Genomic DNA, 24,954 nt, shown 5'->3' with positions numbered 1-24,954 from the left:
CTCAATGTATAGACGCCATTTTTTATCTGGTGCGTAATTCACTTTGTCGCTTTAGCCTTTTCAAATATATTTACAATAAAAATAGCTTATACCTTGTTATGGATGTTTTCGGAATTCTATTTACCATTCTCACCATTGTTTTTGTAGTCATTCCCGTCGTTGGAATCGTCTTGCTCATACGATATGTCATAAAAAAGTCTAAAGCAGATCAGCCTAAACATATTCTTGAAAAAGAAAAAAATGAATTACTTACCAAAGCGCGGTCCAAAAAAAGCAAACTAATAGATTGGAGAAGAGATGACCTAGAAAATCTTTCAAATGATTTGGATTTCAATTATAGTAAGGGGTTTACCATGAGATTTAACGGTACTATTAATTCATTAAATGGTGAAAGATTAATCGCTTTTAGAAGATTAGATAGAGGAAATTTTAATACAACTTCTAAAATTGTCGCGATATCAAAAAGCTTTGAAATATACTTTTCTCAAAAACAGAATGAAGTCGCTATCTATTTCGATTCAAAATATTTAGGAAAATTGATTAATGACGATATTATTGACCATAACCAAGAAACAATTGGAAAACTTAATAGAAACCGAAGTAATAAGGACTACTACATCATTGAATTGAATCAGGAACAAATAGCTTTTGTAATTAAAAATTCTGAAAGGAGAACACTATTGAGAAATCCTTTCTTTGATTTTCGTCCTTCCAATGCGTTGGAAGTTGAACCCTTTGATGAAAACCCCGTTTCCATATCAAATACATTGAGATTATATCGTGAGCTTAATGATTATGAATATCATTGGATTTTGTCACTTGCCATTTATGAAATTATTTATTATGGCATTGATTTTACGCAATAAAAATGTTTGTTAGTAAGCCATATAGTGTATTGTTGCTCATGGCAAAGCAAAAAAATGTTTAACTTTAAAATGACTCCATTCAAAGAATTAAAAATCAATGAGAATACTGTTTTTATTTATACTAATGAGTATGATTTGGGGATGCAAACAAACCCAAAAAGTAGAAAGTCAGCATCCCCAAAAAAATGAGCGATGGTTTTTTTGGTCTGTAGATTGGCATCCCCATAAAGACCAGTTTGTAGTGGGTGGTTCTAACGATACTTTTTTTAAGTTGTTGTCTTCAAACAGTTTTCAAGAATTAGAGAGCTATCCTTACAAAGGAACCATCACTCAAACCAAATGGCATCCTACTAAAGATAAGTTGGCCATTTCAGTACAAGATGGAAAATCGAAATCGGCAATTCTAAATCTTAATGATACTGAAATAGTAGAGCTCGATAGCATTACTAACGCTGGAGCGAGAGCCTTAGGGTGGAATCGTACAGGAGATTTATTAGCCGTAGGCGACAATGACGGTTTTGTAACCATATTTGATGAAACAGGTTGTTTTTTAAGGAAAATAAACACAAATCAAAAAGGACTTATGGACTTAGATTGGCATCCCGGGAAAAACCTTATTGCAACTGTTGGCGAAAAGATTACATTGTATGATTATGAACTAGACCGCTTAAAGACTATTGAAGATAGAAAAGAAAATATATTAATGCTATGTGTAAACTGGCACCCTAATGGGAAGTTATTTGTTACAGGCGACTATGGTGATATTGAAAATCAGTATCCGCCATTATTACAATTTTGGACTTATGATGGCCAAAGGCAAAAATCGATTGAAGAAAGTAAGGCTGAATTCAGGAATATAAAGTGGTCTTCTGACGGGAATTTATTAGCAACAACCAGCGAAAAGCTTAGGATTTGGAACAAAGATGGTGATTTAGTAGCTGAGGACATCTCAGAAAACCTCCTTTGGGGACTAGATTGGAATAAAGACGGTAGTAAACTAGTTGCGACAGACAACCAAGGAAAAATCATATTCTGGGATAAAAACCTAACAAAGCTAAAAGAGTTGAACTATTAAAAAGGCGTCTTTAATAATGTATCATCCCAATAGCATCGACAGTTCACTTTGGGTATGACAAATGGTTTCCTTTTTCCTACAATAAGCTATACACGAAACCGTTAACTATAGTTAAACCAAATAAAAGCAGATGAACATTTTACAGAGCATATCGAGAAAAATTATTAAAGTATCATTTGACTTTTCAATTGCATTAATCGAATATTTTAGCCCAATGGAAAAATACCGTAATCACGTTGCTGAATTGAGAGAACTTGAAGACGGAACTTTAGGAAAAGCAATAGCTGATTGTCTCGATGAATGTAATTTAACTTTAGTTCCTAAATTTGAAAGTCACGATTTGAAACACGTTTTACTCGATTATAAAATGACAGCGGAAGATGAGATTCGAATGCAAGCCTTTATGATTGGAAACGGTAATTATTCTATGCCTTCGTTTGCTATTTTATGTTTTGGCGCAATTTTACTTCCTGAGTTATGGCCAATGTTATACTCAGACTTTAAAAAAGGTAAAAAATCAATTGGAATTTCTAAATGGACAATCGAAAAATACGCCACACACAATCTTGCTGATTTGAGAGCTCAACTATTAAAACCAGAGCTTAAACAAAGACCGATGTTAGATATGAAACGAGTAACTAAATTCGGAGCTTTTGCTTCGATAATAGCAGGGATTTTCGGCATGTTATTTTGTCTCCCATTTTTGTTTTCGTCGAATATGGCAGATCTGGTCGGAGCAGGATTTCCTTTTGTCGGTGGGGCAATTTTAGCCGTTGGCGGACTTTTAGCTTTATCGAATTTATCACGACCGAGTAGACATCAGCAGGTAAATACGGCTATAATTCAGAATGGCTGAATTGATAGCTGGATATTGAGTCGATTTTAACGTCGGTGCAGCACATTTTTTTATTATAAATTGATCTGACCAATGCCAAAAGAAACAATAAATCAGTCCATACACCGGATCTCATATTTGAAGAAAGGTGACTTATTTCTTCAATTTGGAAAGCCTTGCGTAGACATTGGAATGTTACAAAAAGGAATTATGCGTGGTTTTGTTTACGACATTGACGGCAACGAAATCACAACTCACTTTTATCACGAAAAAGACATGATAATCGGAAGCTATATTCCAAAAACCAATGCGGCAATGTCTGTTGAAGCATTAGAAGATTGTGAACTTTCTATTGCCAATTATTCTCGAGTCATGGAGAATGTAAATAAGGACAAGGAAATCACGGAAATAATTACCCAGCAATTTCAAAAACTGAACAATCAACTACAGTCAAGGCTGGTTGCTTTGCTCAACCTAAATTCGGTGGAAAAATATGAACGCTTCTTAAAAGAATACCCAAGCCTACTTAACCGTATTCCACACTATTACATCGCTAGTTACCTTGGTATTACACCTACTCAATTAAGTCGAGCGCGAAAGCAATTTATCGACAAATGTAAATGAGATTGAGGATAGGGCTTCCTTACTTTGCAATGTGAAAATTTAGTAACATTCATTTTAGCAATAGTATTGATTCTTAACGAATCCTTATGTCCAACATTAAACTCATTTACAAGATGGAAAATACACCAACTCATAATCAACTTTCGGATTTCGAATTTATTGAACAATTTGTAAACGGTACTTTAAATCCAAAGATATTTAACCATGAAGCGCATTTGCGATTAGCTTGGTTATATATTGATAAATTCGGATTGGAACAGGCTGAACGAGATATTCAAAATCAACTTCAGAATTTTGTCTCTAGTATTGGAGCCAAAGGCAAATACAATAAGACCTTAACTATAGTCGCTACGAGAATTGTAAACCGTTTTATGCAAAACTTCAAATCGGACAATTTTGCCGATTTCATTAATGAGTTTCCGCAACTAGTATTTCAATTCGAAGCATTGGTAAATAGACATTACAGTTTTGACATTTTTGATTCTCAAAAAGCTAAAGTTGAGTTTTTAAATCCTGATTTACAGGCTTTTGAATAAAGCAAAATGCAACAAAATGTCTAGCGTATTGAATAACAATTCGCCATCAATATTCAACATCAGAAGGTAACTCGTATCCTTACTCGCAACTCATCATATACAAAATCGTTGCATCTAATTTTCCTGAGCTAAAGCGTAACATTGAGGCACCATTCTTATCTATCTAATAAAATCAACTGCCTTATGATTCGAAAGTTTTACACGATTTTATGTCTAGCACTATGCTTCAGTACGCATGGTCAAATCGATTCCCTACGATTAGAATATGATTACTTCACTTTACCAAATGGTTTAGAAGTCATCTTTCAACCAGACCAGAATGTAGATCAAGTTTCAGTGGAATTTTGGATAAAAAATGGAACTTCAATGGATCGCCCAGAGCAATACGGATTGCAACACTTTTTTGAACATGTATTGCCGTACAGTCCGATGGATTCAATTAGCAAAAACAAATTCTTTGATGATTATTTAAAAGGAAGTAATGCACAAGTAAAGAAAGACTTCTCCAGATTCTATCTAAAAGTAATCCCCGAAGGTATTGATCTGGCCTTAGAAAGAGCCTCGGGACGATTAATGGCAGGAGCTGATAAAATTACCGAAAGACGTGTTGAGTATGAAAGAAAAAGGGTACTGGCAGAGATTAAGAGAAATGCTAGAAATCCTAAGTGGAGTGCTAAAGGAAGTTTAGTGATACATGAAGGCACTTTTGGCAAAGGTCACCCCTATGCTGCTAACGGCTATGGCAATATTGAAAATAATGAGGGGTTTTCTTTGGACGATTTTAGACAGCGCTATAATAACATGGTCTATGCTGAAAACATAATTCTTTTCGTTGTAGGGCATTTTGATGACCTAAAAGTAAAACAGCTAGTCTATGACTATTTTGGTAACATTAAATCAAAACAGAAACGACCTATTGAGTTTTCAAAGCCTGTTTTACAATCTAACCAGAGTATTTCCATGAAAGCGCCACACCCAGAAGATGTTTTAAATACAGTAATTTTTTCTTGGGCTATACCAGAATGGACGCTAAAAGATGACGCCGCTCTAAAACTGGTTGCGGCACATTTAAACAATAGTTTTACATCTAAAAACGGACTGCCCTTATCCGTTGTAAAAAGTGGCGCATATACGGATATGCATAAAGTTGCCGGACAATTTTATATAGAAATAAAATTCTCGGATGCTAACGATAGTGCCAAGATAGATCAACTCGTATCAGGTAAAATTAAAGATCTGCTTAAAAAACACATGACTACACATGATTTGAATTTGGCTAAAAAAAGTGAAATCGAAAATATCAAAGACATGCAAGAAAATTTAGGCTTTGGCTGGAGCAGAACCGAACTGTTAGGTAAGGGTCTACTATTTAGAGATAATCCTAGTATGTACTTTGAAAGACTCAAAATACAACAAGAATTGTCTGCAAAGCAGCTTAAAAGAATGTCGAGAAAATGGCTTAATAAAAAACCTTTTAAAGTATCCTTTACAGCAAATGATTTATAAAAAACTATACAAAACAATGCGTTTAGTCAATTACTCAGAAATTACTAAGCTTCGTTTTTCGTTAGCGCCATCTCTTTCGCCTTCAAACATTGGAATCGTTCCTATTTGCTATCTTAGTACTAAAGCAACGAACCTTAAATAACGTTATTAATATTAATTAAAAAAATGAAATCCATAGTTATAACGATTCTTGCTCTCTTGTTTTTATCGTGCAGCGATAACAATCATCAAGAACACAGTTCTGTTCAAATTAAAGCGGATAACCCTGTATTTACAAAATTTGATTCAATCCCAAAGTCCAAAGTTATGGTAGTAGGCTCTTATCATTTTCGACAAGAAAAAGGCTATGATGAATTATCGGCTGAGAATCAAAAACAGATTAAAAAACTTGTTGATAGGCTTGCAGAATTTGAACCGACAAAAGTGGTGATTGAAAAACAACCACAGTACGACTCCATATTTCAAGACTTATATCAAAAATATATTCTAGATCATCAAGTCATTGACACCCTTGAAAACGAAACCTTTCAGTTAGGATTTAGATTGGCTAAACTTATGGGGCATAAAAAAGTTTACTTATTCGATAACCAAACTGAATTTATTGGATCGCTGGAGGGGTTCACCTGGGAAAAGTTTGGAGAAGAAACTGCTAGAGATAGCCTCTTTGTAAATCGACATTTGGATATCATAATGGAGTCATTTAATGAGAATCAAGAAAAATTAAGTGGTTTGAGTCTATACGATAATATTATGGAAAGAAACTCGCCAGAAGCCCAAAAGTGGAATGCCCAACGGATGCATGCCTATGAAGTTCGTACCGGTATTCAAGAGAGTTGGATGGGACCAGATTGGCTTGGAAGGTGGTATCAAAGAAATATAAGAATGATGGCTAATATTATGTCTTTCGATAATCAAGGAAAAGACCGAATTCTCATAATCGCTGGAGATAATCACAAGTGGGTTCTAGACACTTTATTGGGGTTCAATCCAGATTTTGAAGTCGTTTCTAGCTATGAGCTTCTTAAGCCGAGATAAAAAAGCTATGTCAAATTCAATCATTACCGAGACCATTTTGCCCTTATGAAAAAACTACTCTATCTTGTAATTTTTGCCCTTTGTTCTTGTAATTCGAACAATAAATCAAATTCGATCGATCCAGCAGAATTAAACGGATTACAAATTGATTCCGAAATCATAAAGGTCATTTCAAAAGCAGTTAAAAAGGATGTTGAAAAAAACGCTGTAATTCGGTATAAAGCTTCTAATGCTTCCAACCAAGTATTTGAACCATATGATTCGCTCGTTCCGGGTGTAAAATTTAAGTTTGTAAGTGAAAAGATGGCATACACAATTATTGATGACCATTTTGATAAGGTCAAAAAATCGAATAACTATTTGTTTTTAACCAATCTGGATTTTGATGATTCATTTAACACCTATTATGATATTGTAATTGCACCTGTTTCCGATCAATTGGAATTAATCAAGTTTGTAGGAACTGAACCCGTAAATTATGGATTAACTAATGAAGATGTTATGGAGTGGTTTAGACGAAAACAAACTGAGTTTGACTTTGATATTATTGTTGCAGATTTAAGCAGAATTGAAGCCAAACTAAAATCTGATCCTAAATCCTATAAAAAACTTGGAAAGGAGATTTACGAATTTTGTCCAGATGTAATTGATCAAGGACATTCTGATATGGATGAACTTGTTGAATATTTAAAGACAAGTAAGCACATGTGGTTTTGGTGGGATTAAAATATGTTAAGTGACCCTACATTACTGAAATCAAGATATCTAAAATGATAAAGCATACTATTTTTATTATTTGTTTGACTCTAAAAGTACTTTTTATCAGTGCACAAGACTACAATCGCCCAGATTCAGAATATCTCAATAAAGTGATTAAGTCCATTGAGGTTGATTCAAATTACATTAATGGCAATTGGAAACCCACACTCAAAGCGGTTAAAAACAAAAGAATAGTCTTACTCGGAGAATTAAATCACGGTTCAAAAGAGATATTTAAATCAAGGAATGATTTAATCAAATCCTTAAACCAAGAGTTAGGTTTTAACGTCATACTCTTTGAATCTGGAATTGGAGAATTAATAGAAATTAATTTACAGAAAAAGACATTAAGCCCTACTGAAATGACATATGGGTTTTTTGGAGGTTGGAGAACCGATGAATTCGTTGAGCTTATGGATTATATCAAGTCCAACAACATTTCAATAAGTGGATTTGATGTACAACGAACAGGAGGCGCTTTCGAGAAAATATTGATAGATGAAATAGTCAGGTTGAACTTAGATTCCGATAAATATGGTGATTTAGAAAAAAGATTTTTTAATGAGAAAAGAAAATTAACTAATAGACAAGCAGTTTACGATTCTGTTCAAAAATCCACACACAATTTAATAGAGGATTATAAAATTCTGAAACTATCAATAAAAAAAGCAGAGCGTGTAGCCCTAAATGATGTCTCAAATTTCGTCGTAAGGACTATTGAAAATAGAATAAAGTATTTGCAGTATTTTTTGAATTTTGTCAAGGATAGAGATTGGAGTAAAAGATGGAAAGAAAGAGACTTTATGATGTTTTCAAACATAGATTGGCTTTTGAAAACCATCTACAAGAATCAAAAAGTAATTGTTATTGCCCACAATTTTCATATATCCAAGTTTAACAAAAAGGAAGAGGTTATGGGAGAGTTTCTCAAAATGAAGTATGATTCTGAAATGTATTCTATTGGTGTATTTGCAGGTGGTGGAAATTTTTCAAATAACAGAGGGACAAAGGAAAAACTAAAACCCATATCAAATGATGGGCTCGACATTAAACATGTTATAAAAGATTTTAGTGGTAAGGTAGGTTTCCTTAATATTCCTGAAAAAAGGAATAAAAATTCGACTTGGCTGTTTGAAGACATAATCATTAATGATACATTTATTGACTTAAGTGGTTCTAACAAAATGACACTATCAAGAAATTTTGATGGACTGATTTTTATAGATAAAATATCACCACCAGAAAAAAGAAAAAAGTAACTTTAAAGTTGTGACAAAACATTGCTGCTAGGGCAAGAAATGATTACTTCAAAAAAAGAAATATGTTTACACTAAACAATGGTTTAAAAATGCCATCCCTAGGGCTTGGTGTGCTTTTTGCCAAAAATAATGGCGAAGTTGAGAACGCAGTGGTCTCAGCCTTAAATAATGGCTATAGAAAAATAGATACGGCTTCAGGATATGGTAATGAAGAAGGCGTTGGAAAGGGTATACTAGAAAGCGGTATCGATAGAAGCGACATTTTCTTAGCGACTAAAGTTTGGAACACCGAACAAGGCTATGATAAAACGCTAAAGTCGTTTGATGAAAGTTTAAAGCGCCTACAGACCGAATATGTCGACCTCTATCTCGTGCATTGGCCTGTTAAGCGCAAGTACAAAGACACCTACAAAGCACTGGAGCGCTTATATACAGATGGCAAAACCAAGACTATTGGTGTCTGTAATTTTAGTATTCCCCAATTAGAGGATTTAATGGAGCACTCTAACGTCATGCCTGCAATTAATCAAGTAGAAATGCATCCACATTTAAGTCAAAATGAACTGCTAGAATTTTCTAAAAGCCATAATATTCAACTTGAAGCATGGCGGCCTATTATGATGGGAGAGGTTTTAAAGATTCCTGAATTGGTCGATATAGGTAAATCCCACTCTAAATCAGCAGTCCAAATTACCTTGCGATGGTTAGTTCAAAGAGGAGTGGCAGCCATTCCAAAATCCGTAAATCCAAAACGTATCGCAGAAAATTATAATATTTATGATTTTGAACTGAGCCCAGAGCAAATGCAGATTATTGAATCTCTTAATCAAAATAGACGATTGGGTGAAGATTTATCGCATATTGAATGAGAAACAATGCCTTAGAACAAAGCATAAATACTATGATGACGCCAAATCACCAATTAGACTTACGCTCACAGCATCCTAATTTTCAATTTTTCTTGGATATTAATGAAAATGAATCCCAAAGAATAAGGGATAACTCTCTGTGCCATTTGGATGAAACTTATGGTGATGCCCTATTGCAATCACTAGACATCTTTCCATCAAGTGTACCCAATTCTCCTATATTGGTATTTATTCATGGTGGTTATTGGCGTGCATTGGACAAGCGTAGCTACAGTTTTGTAGCCAAACCTTTTGTCAAAAACAAAATTACTACCTGCGTCATAAACTACCGCCTTATGCCTAATGTAGATATGGCAACGGTTTTAAATGACGTGGCTGCATCTATTCGTTGGATTCAAAAAAAGGCATTTCATTACAACGGCACATCAGATAAACTTGTACTCTGTGGGCATTCGGCAGGAGGGCATTTAGCCCTAATGACCTATTTAATGAACGAGGATTTAAGGTCAAATATTCTGGCTATATGCAGTCTCAGTGGTATATTCGACTTGGGGCCGATAAAAAACAGTTACCTCAATGAGCTCTTACAACTCAGCGCTAAAGATGTTGATTATTATAGTGTTTCGAATAAGGATTTAGCTATTTTAACATGTCCTGTTTTGCTCAGTGTCGGATCTGAAGAAACTCATTTTTTTGTTGAACAATCCAAAAGTCTATATAGAGAAAACCGATCAAAAGCTCCAATAGCATACTACGAATATCCTGAACTCAACCACTATCAAATTGTGCATAAGCTAGGTGAAGAAGATAATCCTATAGTAGATTTCATATTAGAAAAAATGATAACGCAATGAACTCATATTCATTTGTAAAATGATTCAGGTAGGTAGTAAAGACTTGGGTCAAAAACAAGAAAACTAGGCCCATCAATAACTATAGTTCGTACTTCATTATGGTGCTGTAACTTAGTTCACATAACAAGTGTCATCATAAAATCGATAGAGTCTGTACATAAAGGAAAATTTAGTACCTTCAAATCGACAGAAGAAATAGTTAGATTAAACTAGGCCTAATTATTTTAATTAATAGAATGTGATAAAACACAATATGAGGTGATAGATTTAGAGCGCTTAGAATTAAAAAAGCTCAATAAAAGTGGTTTGAAAACTTTAGTTGGTTGGGCAAAAGCAGAAGGTTGGAATCCTGGAGAACACGACTTTGATGTATTTTGGGCAACCGATCCTGATGGTTATTATGGTTTCTACTCTGAGAATGAGTTGATCGCTGGAGGTGCTGTTATTTCTTATGATCAGAAATTTGGATTTATGGGACTATTTATTGTTCGTCCTGATTTTCGAGGTCATGGAATCGGAAAAAAACTATGGTATTTACGAAGGGATCTTCTACTTCAAAGACTTAACAAAGGGGCGAGCATTGGTATGGACGGTGTCGTAGACATGCAGCCTTTTTACGAAAAAGGGGGCTTTAACATCGCATTTAGAGATGAACGCTACGAGTGTATTGGCAAAACCTTCGATATAGATAAAGCCATATCGAGCGTAAACAAGGAAGATTTTAATACATTAATGGACTATGATTTGGGATGTTTTGGCTATACAAGGAAGGCATTCTTAAAAAACTGGCTGGACATTCCAGATAGTAGGGCTTTTAAATTTTCAGAACATAAGGACTTTAAGGGATATGCTGTAATCCGAAAAGTTAATTTTGGATTTAAAATAGGCCCTTTATTTGCTGATAATAAGAACGTTGCCGAAGCTTTGTTCAAAGCTTGCTTAAATTCAGCGGTTGGAGAATCCGTGTATCTTGATATTCCAGTCATAAATAAAGAAGCGGTTAATTTAGTAAAGCAATACGAGGCAAAATATACGTTTGAATGCGCGAGAATGTACTATGGAAGTTTTCCTAAAATAGATATGGATAAGGTATATGGTATAACGACGTTCGAGCTCGGATGAAACGACTACTAGATCGTATTGAATAATGAGGTATTTATGAGTACGGTTTATAATTTAAATCAAAAACAATGACCTTCTACGAAGCAGAAATTAAACGGTTAAAACAGAGTTGTTATCCAAACGATAAGCAAATAGAAATGGTTATTGGGATTAAAAACTATATTGACAATAATTATGATACCGATTTGAATCTGGATTTTTTATCCCATACGAGGTTTGTTTCTAAGTACCACCTCATACGCTTATTTAGAAAATATTATGGCCAAACACCGCGACAGTACTTAATTGACAAGCGTATAGAAAAATCCAAAACACATTTAAAACAAGGCCTATCGGTCACAGAAACCTGTTTTGCTGTAGGATTCGAAAGTGTGGGCTCATTTAGCACCTTGTTCAAGACCAGAACGAGTCAATCACCAAGCACTTTCCAAAAAGAGCAACTTTCAAGAAGTAAATTAAATTCGAAGTCCTGAACTTAGTGCCACTAATCAAAACCGAACTCATATGAAAGTCACAATCATCAGCATTCCTGTTAGAGACCAGGAAAAAGCACTACAATTTTATACGAAAAAATTGGGTTTTATTAAAAAGAAGGACACGCCATTAGAAGGTGGAAACAGGTGGTTGACCTTAGTTTCAAAAGACGCACAGGATGGTCCAGAAGTCTTATTAGAACCTGCCCCACTCCATTTTGAACCGTCCAAGGTCTTTCAGGATGCCTTGATGGAAGCCGGAATTCCATACACGCAGTTCGATGTGGATAGCGTTGATGCTGAATACGAGCGACTGGTTGATCTTGGAGTAGAATTCAGTATAAAACCATCGACTTTCGGAACTGTCAAATATGCCGTGTTTAATGATACTTGCGGTAATAATATTCAAATTGTCGAAACACTCTAAACTAAATCTCAAACCTATGAAAACATACATTCCCGTACTAATTCTGGCCCTATTGACCTTTAGCTGTAATGATGCTAAAAATAACCAGAACAAGGAAGAGCTAAAGGCCCTAAAAATTGAGCTTGATAGCTTGAAACAATTAAATTTAAACGATCCAATGGATAAAAACGCACAAATCATCACCTTCTTAACGTTTCAGAAAGAAGATGCAGAACAGGCCATGAATTTATACATGGAACTGTTCGATAATTCTGAAGTTATAACTCTAAAACGTTGGGGAAAAGAAGGCCCCGGGAAAGAAGGGACCATTATGCAGGCCACATTTAGTTTAAATGGAAGGCAGTACATGTGCAGTGATAGCCCTCCGATACACGAATGGGACTTTACTCCTGCGGTCTCTAATTTTGTAGAATGTGAGGATGAAAGTCAGCTCCAACGATTGTTTACCAAATTATCTGAAGGCGGACAAGTCATGATGCCCATAGGGAATTACGGTTTCAGTGAGAAATTTGCTTTTGTCCAAGACCAGTTCGGCGTATCTTGGCAGCTTAATTTAAACTAAAAGACTAGAGGTCTACAACGTACTGATAAAAAAGAGAGGGGTTCTCCCCTCTTTTTTTATAAATTTAAATGAAATAAAATAAGTCGTATCAGTTAAATTTAAGTCGTAGAAACTATAATAGAAACCACTATACAAATTAAAAACGAATGAAATTACTTTTAAAGTTTATTGTCCTTCTCCTCTGTATTGCTAGTTGTTCTGAAAAAAAAGAACGCACTAATCCCCGAGAAGAACAGTTTACATCCGAACTCCAAGAGTTAAAGGCGTATTTTCAAATTCCAGGCCTTGCGGTTTCTATCGAAAAAGATGGGGAGACCATTTATCGCAACTATTTCGGTAAAGCTGATTTAAATACACCTGTTGCATTAGATTCTAGTATTTTATTTCCAATTGCCTCCGTCACCAAAGTATTTTCTGGAGTATTAATAATGAAGCTGGTGGAGCAGGAAAAACTCTCACTCAACACTCCTATTAACGACTATTTTAAGGAACCTATACTAGGGGATTCAATTCTTGTAAAGCATATTCTTTCGCACACCTCACAAGGTCAGGTCGGAAAAACGTTTTATTACAGTTCAAGATTCGGGCTATTAACAAAAGTCATCGAAGAAGCATCTGGTAAACCCTTTAAGGAGGTGTTGAACGAAGAAATTATAACACCCTTAGAACTTAAAAATACATTCTTGCTTAAAGATAGCACACAAACTGTCAAATTAGCAAAACCTTATGTATTGGATAATGGTCTTACGGATGGATTTATAGATTATGGCTATTCGACGTCAGCAGGACTAGTGTCAAATTTAGAGGACTTGGCCGTTTTTAATGCGGCTTTGGATCATAATACGCTCATATCCAATAGCTCAAAAGAGCTCATGTTCTCGGCATTTAACGACCATCTCCCCTATGGTTATGGTATTTTTAGTCAAGACGCTGACAATATTAAAATGGTTTGGGCTTATGGACAATATGATTGTTATTCCAGTTTATTCTTCAAAATCCCTTCTGAAGATATCACCCTGATTTTACTCGCCAATACGAATTTACTCAGCGATCCGGCTCGACTTATTTATGGAGATGCAACATCGTCTTTATTTGTATTGAGTTTCTTAAAAAACTATATCTATGGATTTGATGACATGCTGTTGTTTGAAAAACGGGATACGTTATCCAAAACTAATGATTCAAATAAAGAATTTTATAGAAAAAAGGTATTGGCGCAAGCTTTGTCCGAATCTTTTATGGCGCGATTTGATCCTGAAAAATTGCAATCGAGCGCTCAGCTACTGCACGGTATTTTCTCAGAATACCCCAATTATTTGGACTATGCCGATTTAAACCTCTTGCATAACCTCTCATTCTTAAAAGATGTTGCATATTATATGGAATTAGGAGATTTCAATGATTTTGATGAACAAATCGTAAGTATTGGAGAAAAACTACACCGTCAAGATTCAGAAAATCCTTATGTAAATACTTATCTCGGTATATTCTATGATAGAAACGGACATAAGGAAAAGGCCAGATACTATTTTGAAAGTATCGTAAATGCCAAGAATTTTTCCAAGAATTGGTATACCGTTGAGGCTGAAAATTGGTTGAAGAATAATAACTAGTGTTGTTTAATTTGATCATGAATTCCAAAATTAAGATTGATAAACTCGACCCAAATGATAAAGTTTCAATCTGTAGAATTGCAGATTGGTATTTTAAAGAGTGGGATACTCCTATCGAAAAAACTATTAAAAGACTCTCAAATCAATCAAAGGATGATATCATATTCCAAGCGATATTAACTATTGACGACGAATTGATTGCTACGGGCGGACTTTGTATCAACGTGAACATTTATAATCAATATCCAGAACTCAAAGCATTTAAACCTTGGATTGGTCTTTTATACACTCGTGTAGAATTTCGCAACAGGGGATTTGGACAAAGGCTCTTAGAATTTATCGAGCAGCGTGCCAAGGACATCGACCTAAACAAGATTTACCTTTATACGTTTACCGCACAATCATTTTACGAAAGAAATGGGTGGACAGTCATGAAGAGTGTTGAATATAAAGATCATAACACATATGTAATGGAAAAAGAAATAACACCTCTATTATGAATGCAGTAATAGAAAAAGTACTTAGAAAACATTCATTTATTCTAGAAACAGAAGGCACATTTATAAAAATGTGCCTTTTAAATTATAATGCTAAGATTGACTTAAAAGAATTGTTGAACAGGACATAACTGCCCACCGGTCTGTGTGGTCCCAGAAGTAACTTCTAGTCCATCTAAAACATAACCTGGACCAATAACTTGAGAGCAGTCTGTAATCAAAGAAGCGCCTTGTTGACCATTTGTAAATATGACCAAATCACTGCTAAACGTACCATCAGTAGCATTGCCAACTATTGTGAATTCTCCGTCTAAGAGAACGTTGCCTTCAAAAATGACATCGCCCGTGAGTGTTTCAAGTCTAATATCAGCCTCTGGTAGCCCGCCTATATATTTCAGCGTCAGTTCTACGATACTGCTATCACATTCTACACAAGGCTCTTCAGTTTGTAATTCTAATGCGATATTATCGATGGCTCCAGAGCTATTCATGATAATTTCCATAAAGGCGACATTAGATGTATTCTGAAGGTCGACAGTCGTTTTGGAATTGTCCCCACCAGGAGTCACTTCTTCACTAAACAAAACCGTATTATTAATGTCGTACAAGTTAACGACTGTAGGATTGTTAGATTCCTCTATATCTAAAATATCGAATGTATTTAAAGTGACATTTTCGTTGGCACTAAAATCAAACACAAAGCTCGCACCGATTTCTAAAATATCGTCAGGATCATCGGCATCCAAATCCTCTGAGAGAATAAGAACATTACCCAAAGCATTGTCATTACTGGCACCACCATTTCCTATACCAGGCCCACCGTACATTTCATTTGGCGTGCCAATATCAAAGTCTCCACCAGTAGGATTGGAAGAATCAAATATCATAGCGGCGTTGCTATTCGGAAAAGCCATGGTAATCCCAGAAACTTGTGCATTTTCAAAAGGATCCACGATAAAAATCTCTGAAACTATATCTCCGGCATTAAACGCTTCAAAATCAATCACAAAAGATTCCGTGACCAAAAATTGTTGATTGGTGTTGTAGGCAAAAGACGGTTGTGCCTCAGGTCCGGAATCCATTTCAGATTCGCAGGCAAACAATAATACAATTGCCAACATAAGTAGGTATAAATTTTTCATGGTAGATGATTTAAAGATTTGGCAGTTTAAATGTACTAAAAATGCAGATTACCTACATTTTTTTTTCGATGAATGGGATTTGTTTTGAGGAAATAACTTACAAAACTGTCTTTTGGTAAGGCTTTACACTAGAATCTAATGGTTGGTTGCCTTATGCTAACTTTATAATCAATTACCCACCCTACAAGGAAGCTAAATATCAATAATTGACTTCAATAGCGAAAAAATCAAGATGTTTTGAAGTCGGGTGCTAAAATCCGATTAATTCTCTATCGCCTATATTTGTTATTCAACCGATTGATGATTTGAGCACAAACCGTCTTTACTTTATCGATGCTGTAAGAGCCTTTGCGATTTTAATGATGTTACAGGGCCATTTTATAGATACCCTATTAGAGGTGTCTTATAGGGATGAATCTAACATAATTTATAGGTGTTGGAAATATTTTAGAGGTATTACGGCTCCAACATTCTTTACCATTTCTGGATTAATATTTTCGTATTTATTAATCAAAGCCAAACAAAAGGGAAATGCAGAAAAGCGTATGCGAAAGGGTTTGGTCAGAGGACTTATGCTCATTGGTATTGGTTATTTGCTACGTGTACCCATTTTTGAATGGCTTACAGGCCAGTTTAGAACTTATTTTTTGGTGGTTGATGTACTACAATGTATTGGATTATCTCTTATCTTAATAGTGGTCATCTACAGAATAACCTTTAAAAAAACACTCTTGTTTTCTGTGCTCATGCTCATCTTTGGGATTACCATTTTTACGGTAGAACCAAGTTATCGATCTTTGGAATTAAATAATGTGCCTTTAGTTTTTTCTAATTACTTAAGCAAGGCAAACGGTTCTATTTTCACCATTATTCCTTGGTTTGGTTATATGTGTTTCGGAGCTTTTATTTCGACCTTATTCTATAGATATTTAGAAAGGCCCAGATTTAAGCTCGCTACGGTCGTTGGTTTTTTTGTGATTGGTATGTTGCTTATTCACAAATCTTCCCTGCTCTTTATGAAGCTCTATTTTTGGTCAGACATTCATATTTTAAAAGCCGTAGCCAATTTCAATTATCTCTATACGAGGTTGGGCAATGTGCTAGTATTATTTGGCATTTTTTATCTTTTCGAAACCTATATTAAACAATCCTTAATTCTAAAGATCGGGCAAAAAACATTGTCTATCTATGTTATACATTTCATTATAATTTATGGTAGTTTTACAGGTATTGGTTTACAGCAACTCATCGGTAAAACCCTTGTACCATGGCAAGCTATAATTGGTGCTATATTATTTTTAACATTAGTCTGCTTTATAGCATTCCATTATGTTAAAACCAATGCTTTTGTATATAATGGTATCCGAAAACTAATAGACCGTGTAAAGGGTTCCTAGTATTCAGCGTACCAATCAAAGTTTTCCTTGATAATGCGTTCTTTTTCTATCTCTAAAAAGTCCAAATAAGCCAAAGCAACAGGAGAAAGGTTTTTTGATTTCTGCCAAACCAAATTCCAATTGGTAATGATAGGCAAGCCATCGAATGGAATAATCTGTAAATCGCCATTTTTAAGCTCATTTTTTATACCGATCAATGGCATAATTGAGTAGCCCAAACCAGCAATAACAGCTTGTTTTAAGGCCTCATTAGAAGTGAGCTCCATACGTTTGGATGTCGATATATGATGACTCGCTATAAATGCTTCCATCGCCTTACGTGTTGCAGAGCCATCCTCTCTGTACAGCATCGGATAGGTTTCAAAAATCTTCTTTTTAGACACTTTACGGTTAAACTTCTCCTTCGTTCCCCCGACCAAATACAATCGATTTTCCATAAGCTCCACTCTTTTCAAATTCAATTGATCCGGTATAACTGAAACCAGAGAAAAATCGACTTCATTATTCTCAAGGCTTTTTATCACACTATTTTTATTGGTTACATCCATAATAAGATCAACGCCCCGATTACGATTGGTAAAGTCTGACAAAAAATAAGGCATAACATACTTACCTGTTGATACTACAGAGATTTTCAGTCTTCCAGCGATTTGCCCCTTAAAGGACATGGTCTTATAATTGATAGCTTGCACCTGATTGAGTATTTTCTCAGCAGCTTCGGCAATTTCCTGTCCAAAATCCGTGACATAAAGCTGTCTTCCAACGACTTCTGTAAGTGGGATAGAAAACTGGTCCTGAAATTTTTTTAGCTGGATGGAAACCGCAGGTTGACTCAAAAAAAGTGCTTCAGACGCCTTCGTAATACTCTTTAATTGCGTGATTTTTAAAAAGATTTGTAGTTGGTGCAAGGTGTAATTCATAAATAATATTTATATGTATGATAAAAAATATATATAAAAATAAATAAAATATTTGTCACAACTTTGCATTGGTAAAATTTGTTTAACAATTAATAGCAAAATTAGAATGTCGAGATTAGAACCCAATGCAACTTTAAAAGAACTAAGGAATTCTGAGGTTAAAAAGTCTACTCGAAAAACAAAAATTGGAGTAGCCTTAATCTTTTTGGTCTTAACTGTACTAATTACATTGTCTTATATGAATGGCAATATTTTTATGGAGTATTTGGCTATATGTACGTTCATAATTTCTTGTATAGCAATTATTAAACTCATGGAGACCAACCAAAATTAATTAAAACTTTAAGCACATTCTTATCATGTCAGATGCAAAAACTCAAAAAAGCGTGGAAAAAGCAACGCAAGACGTACAATTAGTAGAAGGATTATTTACCCCTTCGGAGGCGAATCACATTGTTAATGTACTCATTGAGCAAAAGGTAAACTTTCACAAACTTCAAAAATTAAGAATCTGTGAGGGTAACGAAGATGCAGATACGACATACGAAAACAACCGTATACAAGAGTTACTTAACGAAAAACAAACAGCTAAAGATTATATTGCCATTGCCAGAAAAGAAGGTTATAACGTGGTAATCAATGGTACTTTAAATATCTCTTTTGTTAAGTAAACAGCATCTCAATTTATACACGAGTTGTTTAATCATTTTTTGTAATGGACTTACATTTATTATTCGATAATTTAACGAATCCAGCACTCCTGTTCTTTTTTTTAGGTATAATCGCTGTTCAGTTAAAGAGTGATTTAGAAATCCCACCCAATTCATCAAAATTTATTTCCCTTTATCTCCTATTTTCGATCGGTTTTAAAGGAGGACAAGAACTAGCGCACAGCGACCTTAATATGGAAATAATTTGGTCGCTTTTATTTGGTATCTTTTTAGCAGTTTCCGTACCGATCTATACTTATTTTATTCTGAGGAGAAAATTTAATGTAGCTAATGCTGGAGCCATTGCTGCTGCCTATGGTTCTGTAAGTGCAGTGACTTTTGTTACGGCCATATCATTTTTGGAAATTGAACAGATTACTTTTGGCGGTCATATGGTAGCAGTTATGGCACTTATGGAAGCTCCCTCAATTATTATTGGTTTACTTTTAATTTCAATCTACGATAAAAATACCATAAAACTATCTATGGGAAAAGTAGCCAAACATGCTTTGACCAATGGAAGTGTTCTACTCATTCTAGGGAGTCTAGTCATTGGATATCTGGCAAGTGAGCATCAGGCACAAGGTATTAAGCCATTCACAACCGATATCTTTAAAGGCTTCTTGGCCGTTTTCTTATTGGATATGGGAATTACTAGCGGCAAAGAGCTTTCAGCATTTATCAAAAAAGGATGGTTTGCACTTCTATTTGCCATTATTATCCCTATTATTAATGGAAGTATAGTGGCGGTGGTAACTTCGTTGTTCACCCAAAGTGAAGGAAATAGACTATTGTTTGCCATACTTGCTGCGAGTGCGTCTTATATCGCCGTACCCGCGGCAATGCGAATTGCTGTGCCAAAGGCCAATCCAAGTTTGTACCTTCCCATGGCACTGGCCATAACCTTTCCATTTAATATTACTTTAGGTATGCCGCTGTATCTTTGTATTATACAGATGTGTAGTTTCTTTTAGACATTAAAAACTAAAATGTAAAGGCTTCCTTATGAGGAAGCCTTCTTTTTATGATGACATTTTAAACCCAAAGATTTAACTACCTTTATAGCAGGTATTGAATTGTTCTGATCCACCAATAGGAATTATAAGTCCAGATTATATTAAATGATTTATGAAAAACTTGATAACCACATTTTATGAGGCTTTTAATAATTTAGATGCAGAGACAATGTGCTCATGTTATCACGAAGATATTGTGTTTGAAGACCCTGCATTTGGCGTTCTAAAGGGAGATAAAGCCAAATCAATGTGGCAAATGTTGTGCGATTCACAGAAGGGCAAAAACTTTAAAGTTGTGGCCTCAAATATAGAAGCAGACTCCCATAAAGGCTCAGCACATTGGGAGGCTTTCTACAATTTCAGCAAAACAGGACGAAAAGTACATAATAAAATCGATGCACAGTTTGCGTTTAAGGATGGCTTAATTATTAGTCATAAGGATAGGTTTAACTTGCATAGATGGGCTAGACAAGCTCTAGGGTTTAAGGGACTACTGTTCGGTGGAATTGGATTCTTTAAATCAAAACTAAATAGACAAACCAATCGTGTATTGGAAAAGTATATAAAAGAAAAAAAGCTATCGCATTAGCCATGGATAGCTTTTTTTGAGCAATGTTTCTTTTTAGGGACTTTACAAGTTTACTTTATGTTTCATTGCTTAACATATAATACAAATCTCATGCCATATTTGATTTATAATGACTTCAGGATATTCTAAGACGCCATTAACAAAAAAGTTAGGCCTAAAAGTGAATTTTAGGGTGTATCTGCACCAACATCCCAAACATTATCTACAATTATTAGGTGACTTACCTGAAGGTGTGGAAATTATTCAGACAGCTGATCCATTAAGTTTAGATTTCTGTCATGCCTTTTTTACGTCTGAAGCCGATTTAATGAATACAATAGCCTACTTAAAAAATGGTATCAAGCACAATGGTATACTTTGGATAAGTTGGCCAAAAGGGGCTTCAAAACTAAAAACGGATATCAATCGGGACATGGTAAGGACTATTGTATTGAATGCAGGATTAGTGGACACTAAAGTTTGTGCGGTCGATAACGACTGGAGTGGGTTAAAATTTGTTTATAGAACAAAAGATCGAAAGTAACTAACTATAGGCTCTGACCTTACCTACAACGCCTTTGTAAAACGCTTTCATAAACCTAAAATCGGCCTCTTTATCGTCTGTAGGGTAAAAGGGTGCTGAGATTTTATTCTGTTTGTTCTTAAAGTCTAAGGTAAACATGATTATAGGAACTTTAGCCGCTTTGGCAATGTAATAAAACCCTGTTTTCCATTGGTCCACTTTTTTACGTGTACCTTCTGGCGCAAGCGCTAAACGAAACTCTTCCTCATTTTCAAATAGCTTTACGATGTTTTCAACTTTATTTTGTCCAGGTGTTCTATCAATGGGCCTACCACCTACCGCCTTAAAGTAAAGACCAAAAGGCCATCTAAATAGCTCTTTTTTACCTACGAAATTGACCTTAATATCCACAATCTTTCTAAGTAAAATCCCGATGTAAAAGTCGTGCCAACTCGTATGGGGAACGGCAATAATAACTGCTTTTTTAATCGTATCCTTAGAAAAATTAGTATTGCCTACTATTTTCCAACCTAAAAGTTTAAAGTAAATAAATTTAGAGAGCCAGCGCATCTTACATTTTTTTGTAAAGCGCTAGTAATTTTTCTCTGGTAATCTTAGATTTCCAATGCTTCCCTAGTGCATTTTCCCATAGAGGCTCTAAACTCAAGGCTACATCGATCATAATATTAAGCTGTTCTTCATCCAGCTCAGAACAGATGCCTTTTGGCAATTCTATATCATGCTTTGCCTTCATTTTTTTAAACATGGCCACCCCTTCTGGATAATAGTCCTCTAAATGATCAAATACGATGCAGTTTCCAATGCCATGTTTCACACCAAGTAAGAAGCTAAGCCCGTAACTGAGTGCATGCGCTACACCAACCTGAGAATAGGCAATGCTCATACCGCCGTGCCAAGATGCCATCATCAACTTGTCTTGAGCTTCTTTTTTACTCAAGGAATTTGATAAAAATATCTCTTCACAGAGTTCAAAGGCCTTTTCACCATAGGTTTTGCTAAAGGAGTTTAAGTAGGTACCATTAAGAGATTCAACGCAGTGCACAAAACAGTCCATTCCGGTATAAAACCACTGATCCTTTGGCACATCTTTGGTGAGTTCAGGATCCAATATCACTTGGTCAAAAGGTGTATAATCACTATTAATACCCAATTTTCGTTCTGGACCGGTTAAAATTGTAGTTCGTGAAACCTCTGCCCCCGTTCCTGAAATCGTCGGAATACCCACATGATAAATCGCCGGATTTTTTATTAAATCCCAACCTTGGTAATCTTTAGATTCTCCTTTGTTGGTGAGCATTAGAGACACCGCTTTGGCGATATCCATGGCGATACCACCACCAATACCGATAATACCTGATGGCAGCTCACTGTGCTTTAGGATAATATCTTCAACCAATTGATCGATTTGAGAGGTTTTTGGTTCCTCTTTTGTAGGAATGTAAATGATTTCGTCTTTATAAGACAGCATAATTCTAGAAGTTAACCAGTGATTTCCCTTAAATACGTCATCGACATAGAAAATAAATGGCGCATTGCGCCCTTTTCGATTTGGGGCTAAAATCTCATCTAGTTGATTAAAACTTCCACGTCCAAAAACAACTCTGGACACCATTGGATAATTCTTATATATCATTTACTCTTTAAAATCTTTGACAAAAATAAAAACAAACTTGGTATTAACTAAGTATTTAAATAAAATTGAAACCTTTCTGCAAAAAGACCGGCGTGATAGCCATCTACTAAAGCATGATTCACATGAACGGATACGTTCATTACTAACATTCCATTATCATTTTTCACCTTCGAAAAGGCCAGTTCTGGTATGGATTGAGAATGTCCAGAGGAAGGCTCCTTATGCCCAACAAATTCAAACCAAGGTATTGCCGAGCAATGAATACAATCTTGACCATTTACTGGAGGATATAAATCTTCTGAATTCTGAATCCGCTCTTTTTCCGCGTTGTAATTCTGAATAAATACCGTTAAATCATCACTGTAATCAATAAATGAAAATCCATAGGTATTATCCGCTCTTGCTATGGTTGCCGATGCGTGAATAACTTCAAAATCAATGACCTTATCATCAATAATTCGATATCGGAAATTATCTACGGCATTTATGGCTTTCATACAATCGTGTAAATATTTTGCAAAAAAACTGATGCTGTTGCGTTTTGAAAATTCATAGGCCTTAGTGACATCAAAAGGAATAACGACTCCAAAATAAGGATCTTTCAACGCCTTAAAATGGGTGTAAAGCCTTTTTCTACTCCAAGAGTCTAGGTCGATAACTTTCATTATAGTAAATCTAAAATATCAGTTAATCGTTTCACGGTCTTATAATCCTGGCCATTGGCTTCTTTGCTAGATACTTTTTCGTGTTGCCAAGTTGTATGAAATGGAACGTGAATAGCCTTGGAGCCAATATTGATCAATGGTAGGATATCTGACTTTAGGGAATTACCGATCATTAAAAAATCGGACGGCTTAATATCTAAATGTTTTAAAAGCTTCCTGTAGTTGTCCTCTTGCTTTTCGCTTAAAACTTCAATATGATGAAAATACTGAAGCAAGCCCGATTTATCCAATTTTCGTTCTTGATCTAATAAATCGCCTTTGGTTGCTACGATTAACTTGTAATCTTTGGATAATACCTTTAGCACCTCTTCCACGCCATCCAATAATTCAATGGGTTTATTAATCATAGCCTTACCAATATCCAATATTTTGCCTATAATTTGGTTGGAGACCGAACCATTAGACAGTACTATCGCCAACTCAATTATGGATAGCACAAAGCCTTTGACACCATAACCATAGGTTGGTAGATTTTTAATCTCCATTAAAAACAACTCCTGATCTATCTTGTTCGGAGTTTCATAATGCGATAATAATCGACCTACTTCTTCTTCGGCTTCTCTAAAATAGGTTTCGTTGACCCAAAGGGTATCGTCGGCATCAAAACCAATGACTTTTATATTGCTATAATCTATTTCCACAATTGTTTTGCCCGTTCTAAATCTTCTGGTGTATCGATCTCTACGCCTTGTATTTGGGTTTCTACCATTTTAATCTTTTTTCCATATTCCAAATAGCGAATACATTCAATCTTTTCGGTGGCCTCTATAAACTGCATTGGTAATACTGTAAAATCCAATAGAGCCTCTTTTCTGAAGGCATAAATACCTTTGTGCTTAAAATAGCGTGCACCAGCCTTCTTATCTCTGGGATAAGGAATAGGACTTCTCGAAAAGTACAAGGCAAAATTATCCCGATCTACAATCACTTTGACCGTATTGGGATTATTAATTTCGTCCCAATCCGTTATTTCTACCATTAGTGACGCTAAGTCTATTTCTTTATCAACATCGTCCTTAAACACCTCTAACACCTTATACAAGCTTTCGCGCTCTGTAAATGGCTCGTCACCCTGTACATTAACCACAATGTCACAGTCGACATCGGCAACCGCTTCGGCTATTCTATCGCTTCCAGACTCATGTTCCTTCTTACTCATTATAGCCTTGCCTCCATTATTAACGATTTCTTTAAAAATGATGTCGCTATCCGTAACCACATAGACTTCACTGAAAAGCTCTGTAGCTACAGTAGCTTCGTAAGTTCTAAGAATAACGGATTTACCTGCTAAATTTTGCATTAATTTACCAGGGAATCGCGATGCACTATAGCGTGCTGGGATCATGGATATAATCTTCATACATCTGCTTTATTCAGTACTCAAAAA

General features: G+C 35.3%; 30 protein-coding genes. 23 read left to right on the top strand and 7 right to left on the bottom strand.

Annotated elements, in window-relative coordinates; translation table 11 throughout:
* The first annotated feature begins 98 nt into the window (after positions 1-98).
* The 17 genes from ACO052_RS13760 (at position 99) to ACO052_RS13680 (ending at position 14,915) form a co-directional block, all read left to right on the top strand.
* Positions 99-866 carry a hypothetical protein gene (locus ACO052_RS13760; RefSeq protein ID WP_422104357.1) on the top strand — a complete coding sequence of 256 codons (768 nt, stop codon included), beginning with the start codon at positions 99-101 and terminating at the stop codon, positions 864-866.
* A gap of 97 nt (positions 867-963) precedes the next feature.
* Positions 964-1,941, top strand: a complete 978-nt coding sequence (locus tag ACO052_RS13755) for a WD40 repeat domain-containing protein (RefSeq protein WP_422104356.1) — start codon at positions 964-966, stop codon at positions 1,939-1,941.
* A 130-nt stretch (positions 1,942-2,071) separates the two neighbouring features.
* Positions 2,072-2,797 (top strand): hypothetical protein, encoded by a 726-nt coding sequence (locus ACO052_RS13750; RefSeq protein ID WP_422104355.1) that lies wholly within the window; start codon positions 2,072-2,074, stop codon positions 2,795-2,797.
* A gap of 72 nt (positions 2,798-2,869) precedes the next feature.
* Positions 2,870-3,400 carry a Crp/Fnr family transcriptional regulator gene (locus ACO052_RS13745; RefSeq protein WP_422104354.1) on the top strand — a complete coding sequence of 177 codons (531 nt, stop codon included), beginning with the start codon at positions 2,870-2,872 and terminating at the stop codon, positions 3,398-3,400.
* A gap of 86 nt (positions 3,401-3,486) precedes the next feature.
* Positions 3,487-3,936, top strand: coding sequence for a hypothetical protein (locus tag ACO052_RS13740; protein ID WP_422104353.1), 450 nt, complete (start codon positions 3,487-3,489; stop codon positions 3,934-3,936).
* Positions 3,937-4,119: 183 nt separating this feature from the next.
* Positions 4,120-5,442 carry a M16 family metallopeptidase gene (locus ACO052_RS13735; protein WP_422104352.1) on the top strand — a complete coding sequence of 441 codons (1,323 nt, stop codon included), beginning with the start codon at positions 4,120-4,122 and terminating at the stop codon, positions 5,440-5,442.
* Positions 5,443-5,607: 165 nt separating this feature from the next.
* Positions 5,608-6,477, top strand: a complete 870-nt coding sequence (locus ACO052_RS13730) for a DUF5694 domain-containing protein (protein ID WP_422104351.1) — start codon at positions 5,608-5,610, stop codon at positions 6,475-6,477.
* Between the two features lie 45 nt (positions 6,478-6,522).
* Positions 6,523-7,203, top strand: a complete 681-nt coding sequence (locus tag ACO052_RS13725; protein WP_422104350.1) for a DUF4253 domain-containing protein — start codon at positions 6,523-6,525, stop codon at positions 7,201-7,203.
* A 143-nt stretch (positions 7,204-7,346) separates the two neighbouring features.
* Positions 7,347-8,495: an erythromycin esterase family protein gene (locus tag ACO052_RS13720; RefSeq protein ID WP_422104349.1), complete on the top strand. Its 1,149-nt coding sequence runs from the start codon at positions 7,347-7,349 to the stop codon at positions 8,493-8,495.
* Positions 8,496-8,557: 62 nt separating this feature from the next.
* Entirely contained in the window at positions 8,558-9,364 is an 807-nt protein-coding gene (locus ACO052_RS13715) for an aldo/keto reductase (RefSeq protein WP_422104348.1), read from the top strand.
* Positions 9,361-10,218, top strand: a complete 858-nt coding sequence (locus ACO052_RS13710) for an alpha/beta hydrolase (RefSeq protein WP_422104347.1) — start codon at positions 9,361-9,363, stop codon at positions 10,216-10,218. The genes ACO052_RS13715 and ACO052_RS13710 overlap by 4 nt, the downstream gene beginning before the upstream one ends.
* A gap of 258 nt (positions 10,219-10,476) precedes the next feature.
* A complete protein-coding gene (locus tag ACO052_RS13705) occupies positions 10,477-11,340 on the top strand; it encodes a GNAT family N-acetyltransferase (RefSeq protein ID WP_422104346.1) in 864 nt (287 codons plus the stop codon).
* Between the two features lie 68 nt (positions 11,341-11,408).
* Positions 11,409-11,813, top strand: coding sequence for a helix-turn-helix domain-containing protein (locus ACO052_RS13700; protein WP_422104345.1), 405 nt, complete (start codon positions 11,409-11,411; stop codon positions 11,811-11,813).
* 31 nt (positions 11,814-11,844) lie between these two features.
* Positions 11,845-12,240: a VOC family protein gene (locus tag ACO052_RS13695; RefSeq protein WP_422104344.1), complete on the top strand. Its 396-nt coding sequence runs from the start codon at positions 11,845-11,847 to the stop codon at positions 12,238-12,240.
* A gap of 16 nt (positions 12,241-12,256) precedes the next feature.
* A complete protein-coding gene (locus ACO052_RS13690; RefSeq protein ID WP_422104343.1) occupies positions 12,257-12,802 on the top strand; it encodes a VOC family protein in 546 nt (181 codons plus the stop codon).
* Between the two features lie 146 nt (positions 12,803-12,948).
* Positions 12,949-14,415 (top strand): serine hydrolase, encoded by a 1,467-nt coding sequence (locus ACO052_RS13685; RefSeq protein WP_422104342.1) that lies wholly within the window; start codon positions 12,949-12,951, stop codon positions 14,413-14,415.
* 17 nt (positions 14,416-14,432) lie between these two features.
* Complete coding sequence (locus ACO052_RS13680) at positions 14,433-14,915, top strand: GNAT family N-acetyltransferase (RefSeq protein WP_422104341.1); 483 nt, start codon at positions 14,433-14,435, stop codon at positions 14,913-14,915.
* A 101-nt stretch (positions 14,916-15,016) separates the two neighbouring features.
* Here the strand turns inward: ACO052_RS13680 and ACO052_RS13675 are convergent, their stop codons facing one another.
* Positions 15,017-16,054 carry a hypothetical protein gene (locus ACO052_RS13675; protein WP_422104340.1) on the bottom strand — a complete coding sequence of 346 codons (1,038 nt, stop codon included), beginning with the start codon at positions 16,052-16,054 and terminating at the stop codon, positions 15,017-15,019.
* A gap of 305 nt (positions 16,055-16,359) precedes the next feature.
* On the opposite strand from ACO052_RS13675, the gene ACO052_RS13670 reads away from it, so the two are divergent.
* Positions 16,360-17,451 (top strand): heparan-alpha-glucosaminide N-acetyltransferase domain-containing protein, encoded by a 1,092-nt coding sequence (locus ACO052_RS13670; protein WP_422104339.1) that lies wholly within the window; start codon positions 16,360-16,362, stop codon positions 17,449-17,451.
* Here the strand turns inward: ACO052_RS13670 and ACO052_RS13665 are convergent.
* Positions 17,448-18,371, bottom strand: coding sequence for a LysR family transcriptional regulator (locus ACO052_RS13665; protein WP_422104338.1), 924 nt, complete (start codon positions 18,369-18,371; stop codon positions 17,448-17,450). The genes ACO052_RS13670 and ACO052_RS13665 overlap by 4 nt on opposite strands.
* Before the next feature lie 106 nt (positions 18,372-18,477).
* Between ACO052_RS13665 and ACO052_RS13660 the strand changes: the two genes are divergently transcribed.
* The 5 genes from ACO052_RS13660 (at position 18,478) to ACO052_RS13640 (ending at position 21,209) form a co-directional block, all read left to right on the top strand.
* Positions 18,478-18,705 carry a hypothetical protein gene (locus ACO052_RS13660; protein WP_422104337.1) on the top strand — a complete coding sequence of 76 codons (228 nt, stop codon included), beginning with the start codon at positions 18,478-18,480 and terminating at the stop codon, positions 18,703-18,705.
* Between the two features lie 25 nt (positions 18,706-18,730).
* Positions 18,731-19,042 carry a hypothetical protein gene (locus tag ACO052_RS13655; RefSeq protein ID WP_422104336.1) on the top strand — a complete coding sequence of 104 codons (312 nt, stop codon included), beginning with the start codon at positions 18,731-18,733 and terminating at the stop codon, positions 19,040-19,042.
* A 44-nt stretch (positions 19,043-19,086) separates the two neighbouring features.
* On the top strand, positions 19,087-20,055 hold the full coding sequence (locus ACO052_RS13650) for a sodium-dependent bicarbonate transport family permease (protein ID WP_422104335.1): 969 nt from the start codon (positions 19,087-19,089) through the stop codon (positions 20,053-20,055).
* A 154-nt stretch (positions 20,056-20,209) separates the two neighbouring features.
* The gene (locus ACO052_RS13645; RefSeq protein WP_422104334.1) at positions 20,210-20,686 is read left to right on the top strand and encodes a nuclear transport factor 2 family protein; all 477 of its coding nucleotides are present in this window, start codon (positions 20,210-20,212) and stop codon (positions 20,684-20,686) included.
* Positions 20,687-20,795: 109 nt separating this feature from the next.
* Positions 20,796-21,209 carry a DUF3052 domain-containing protein gene (locus ACO052_RS13640; RefSeq protein WP_422104333.1) on the top strand — a complete coding sequence of 138 codons (414 nt, stop codon included), beginning with the start codon at positions 20,796-20,798 and terminating at the stop codon, positions 21,207-21,209.
* On the opposite strand, the gene ACO052_RS13635 is transcribed toward ACO052_RS13640, so the two are convergent.
* Genes ACO052_RS13635 through kdsB form a run of 5 tightly spaced genes read right to left on the bottom strand, consistent with a single transcriptional unit; the run spans position 21,210 to position 24,927 of the window.
* A complete protein-coding gene (locus tag ACO052_RS13635) occupies positions 21,210-21,758 on the bottom strand; it encodes a 1-acyl-sn-glycerol-3-phosphate acyltransferase (RefSeq protein WP_422104332.1) in 549 nt (182 codons plus the stop codon).
* A gap of 1 nt (position 21,759) precedes the next feature.
* Positions 21,760-22,842 carry an iron-containing alcohol dehydrogenase family protein gene (locus ACO052_RS13630; protein WP_422104331.1) on the bottom strand — a complete coding sequence of 361 codons (1,083 nt, stop codon included), beginning with the start codon at positions 22,840-22,842 and terminating at the stop codon, positions 21,760-21,762.
* Between the two features lie 47 nt (positions 22,843-22,889).
* Positions 22,890-23,507, bottom strand: coding sequence for a CatA-like O-acetyltransferase (locus ACO052_RS13625; protein ID WP_422104330.1), 618 nt, complete (start codon positions 23,505-23,507; stop codon positions 22,890-22,892).
* Positions 23,507-24,208 carry an HAD family hydrolase gene (locus ACO052_RS13620; RefSeq protein WP_422104329.1) on the bottom strand — a complete coding sequence of 234 codons (702 nt, stop codon included), beginning with the start codon at positions 24,206-24,208 and terminating at the stop codon, positions 23,507-23,509. The genes ACO052_RS13625 and ACO052_RS13620 overlap by 1 nt, the downstream gene beginning before the upstream one ends.
* On the bottom strand, positions 24,199-24,927 hold the full coding sequence (kdsB, locus tag ACO052_RS13615; protein WP_422104328.1) for a 3-deoxy-manno-octulosonate cytidylyltransferase: 729 nt from the start codon (positions 24,925-24,927) through the stop codon (positions 24,199-24,201). The genes ACO052_RS13620 and kdsB overlap by 10 nt, the downstream gene beginning before the upstream one ends.
* Between the last annotated feature and the right edge of the window lie 27 nt (positions 24,928-24,954).

Source organism: Winogradskyella sp., assembly GCF_965228925.1.
GTDB lineage: Bacteria > Bacteroidota > Bacteroidia > Flavobacteriales > Flavobacteriaceae > Winogradskyella.
Note: the sequence above shows the minus strand (reverse complement) of the source record. Positions and strands in the feature narration are given on the sequence as shown.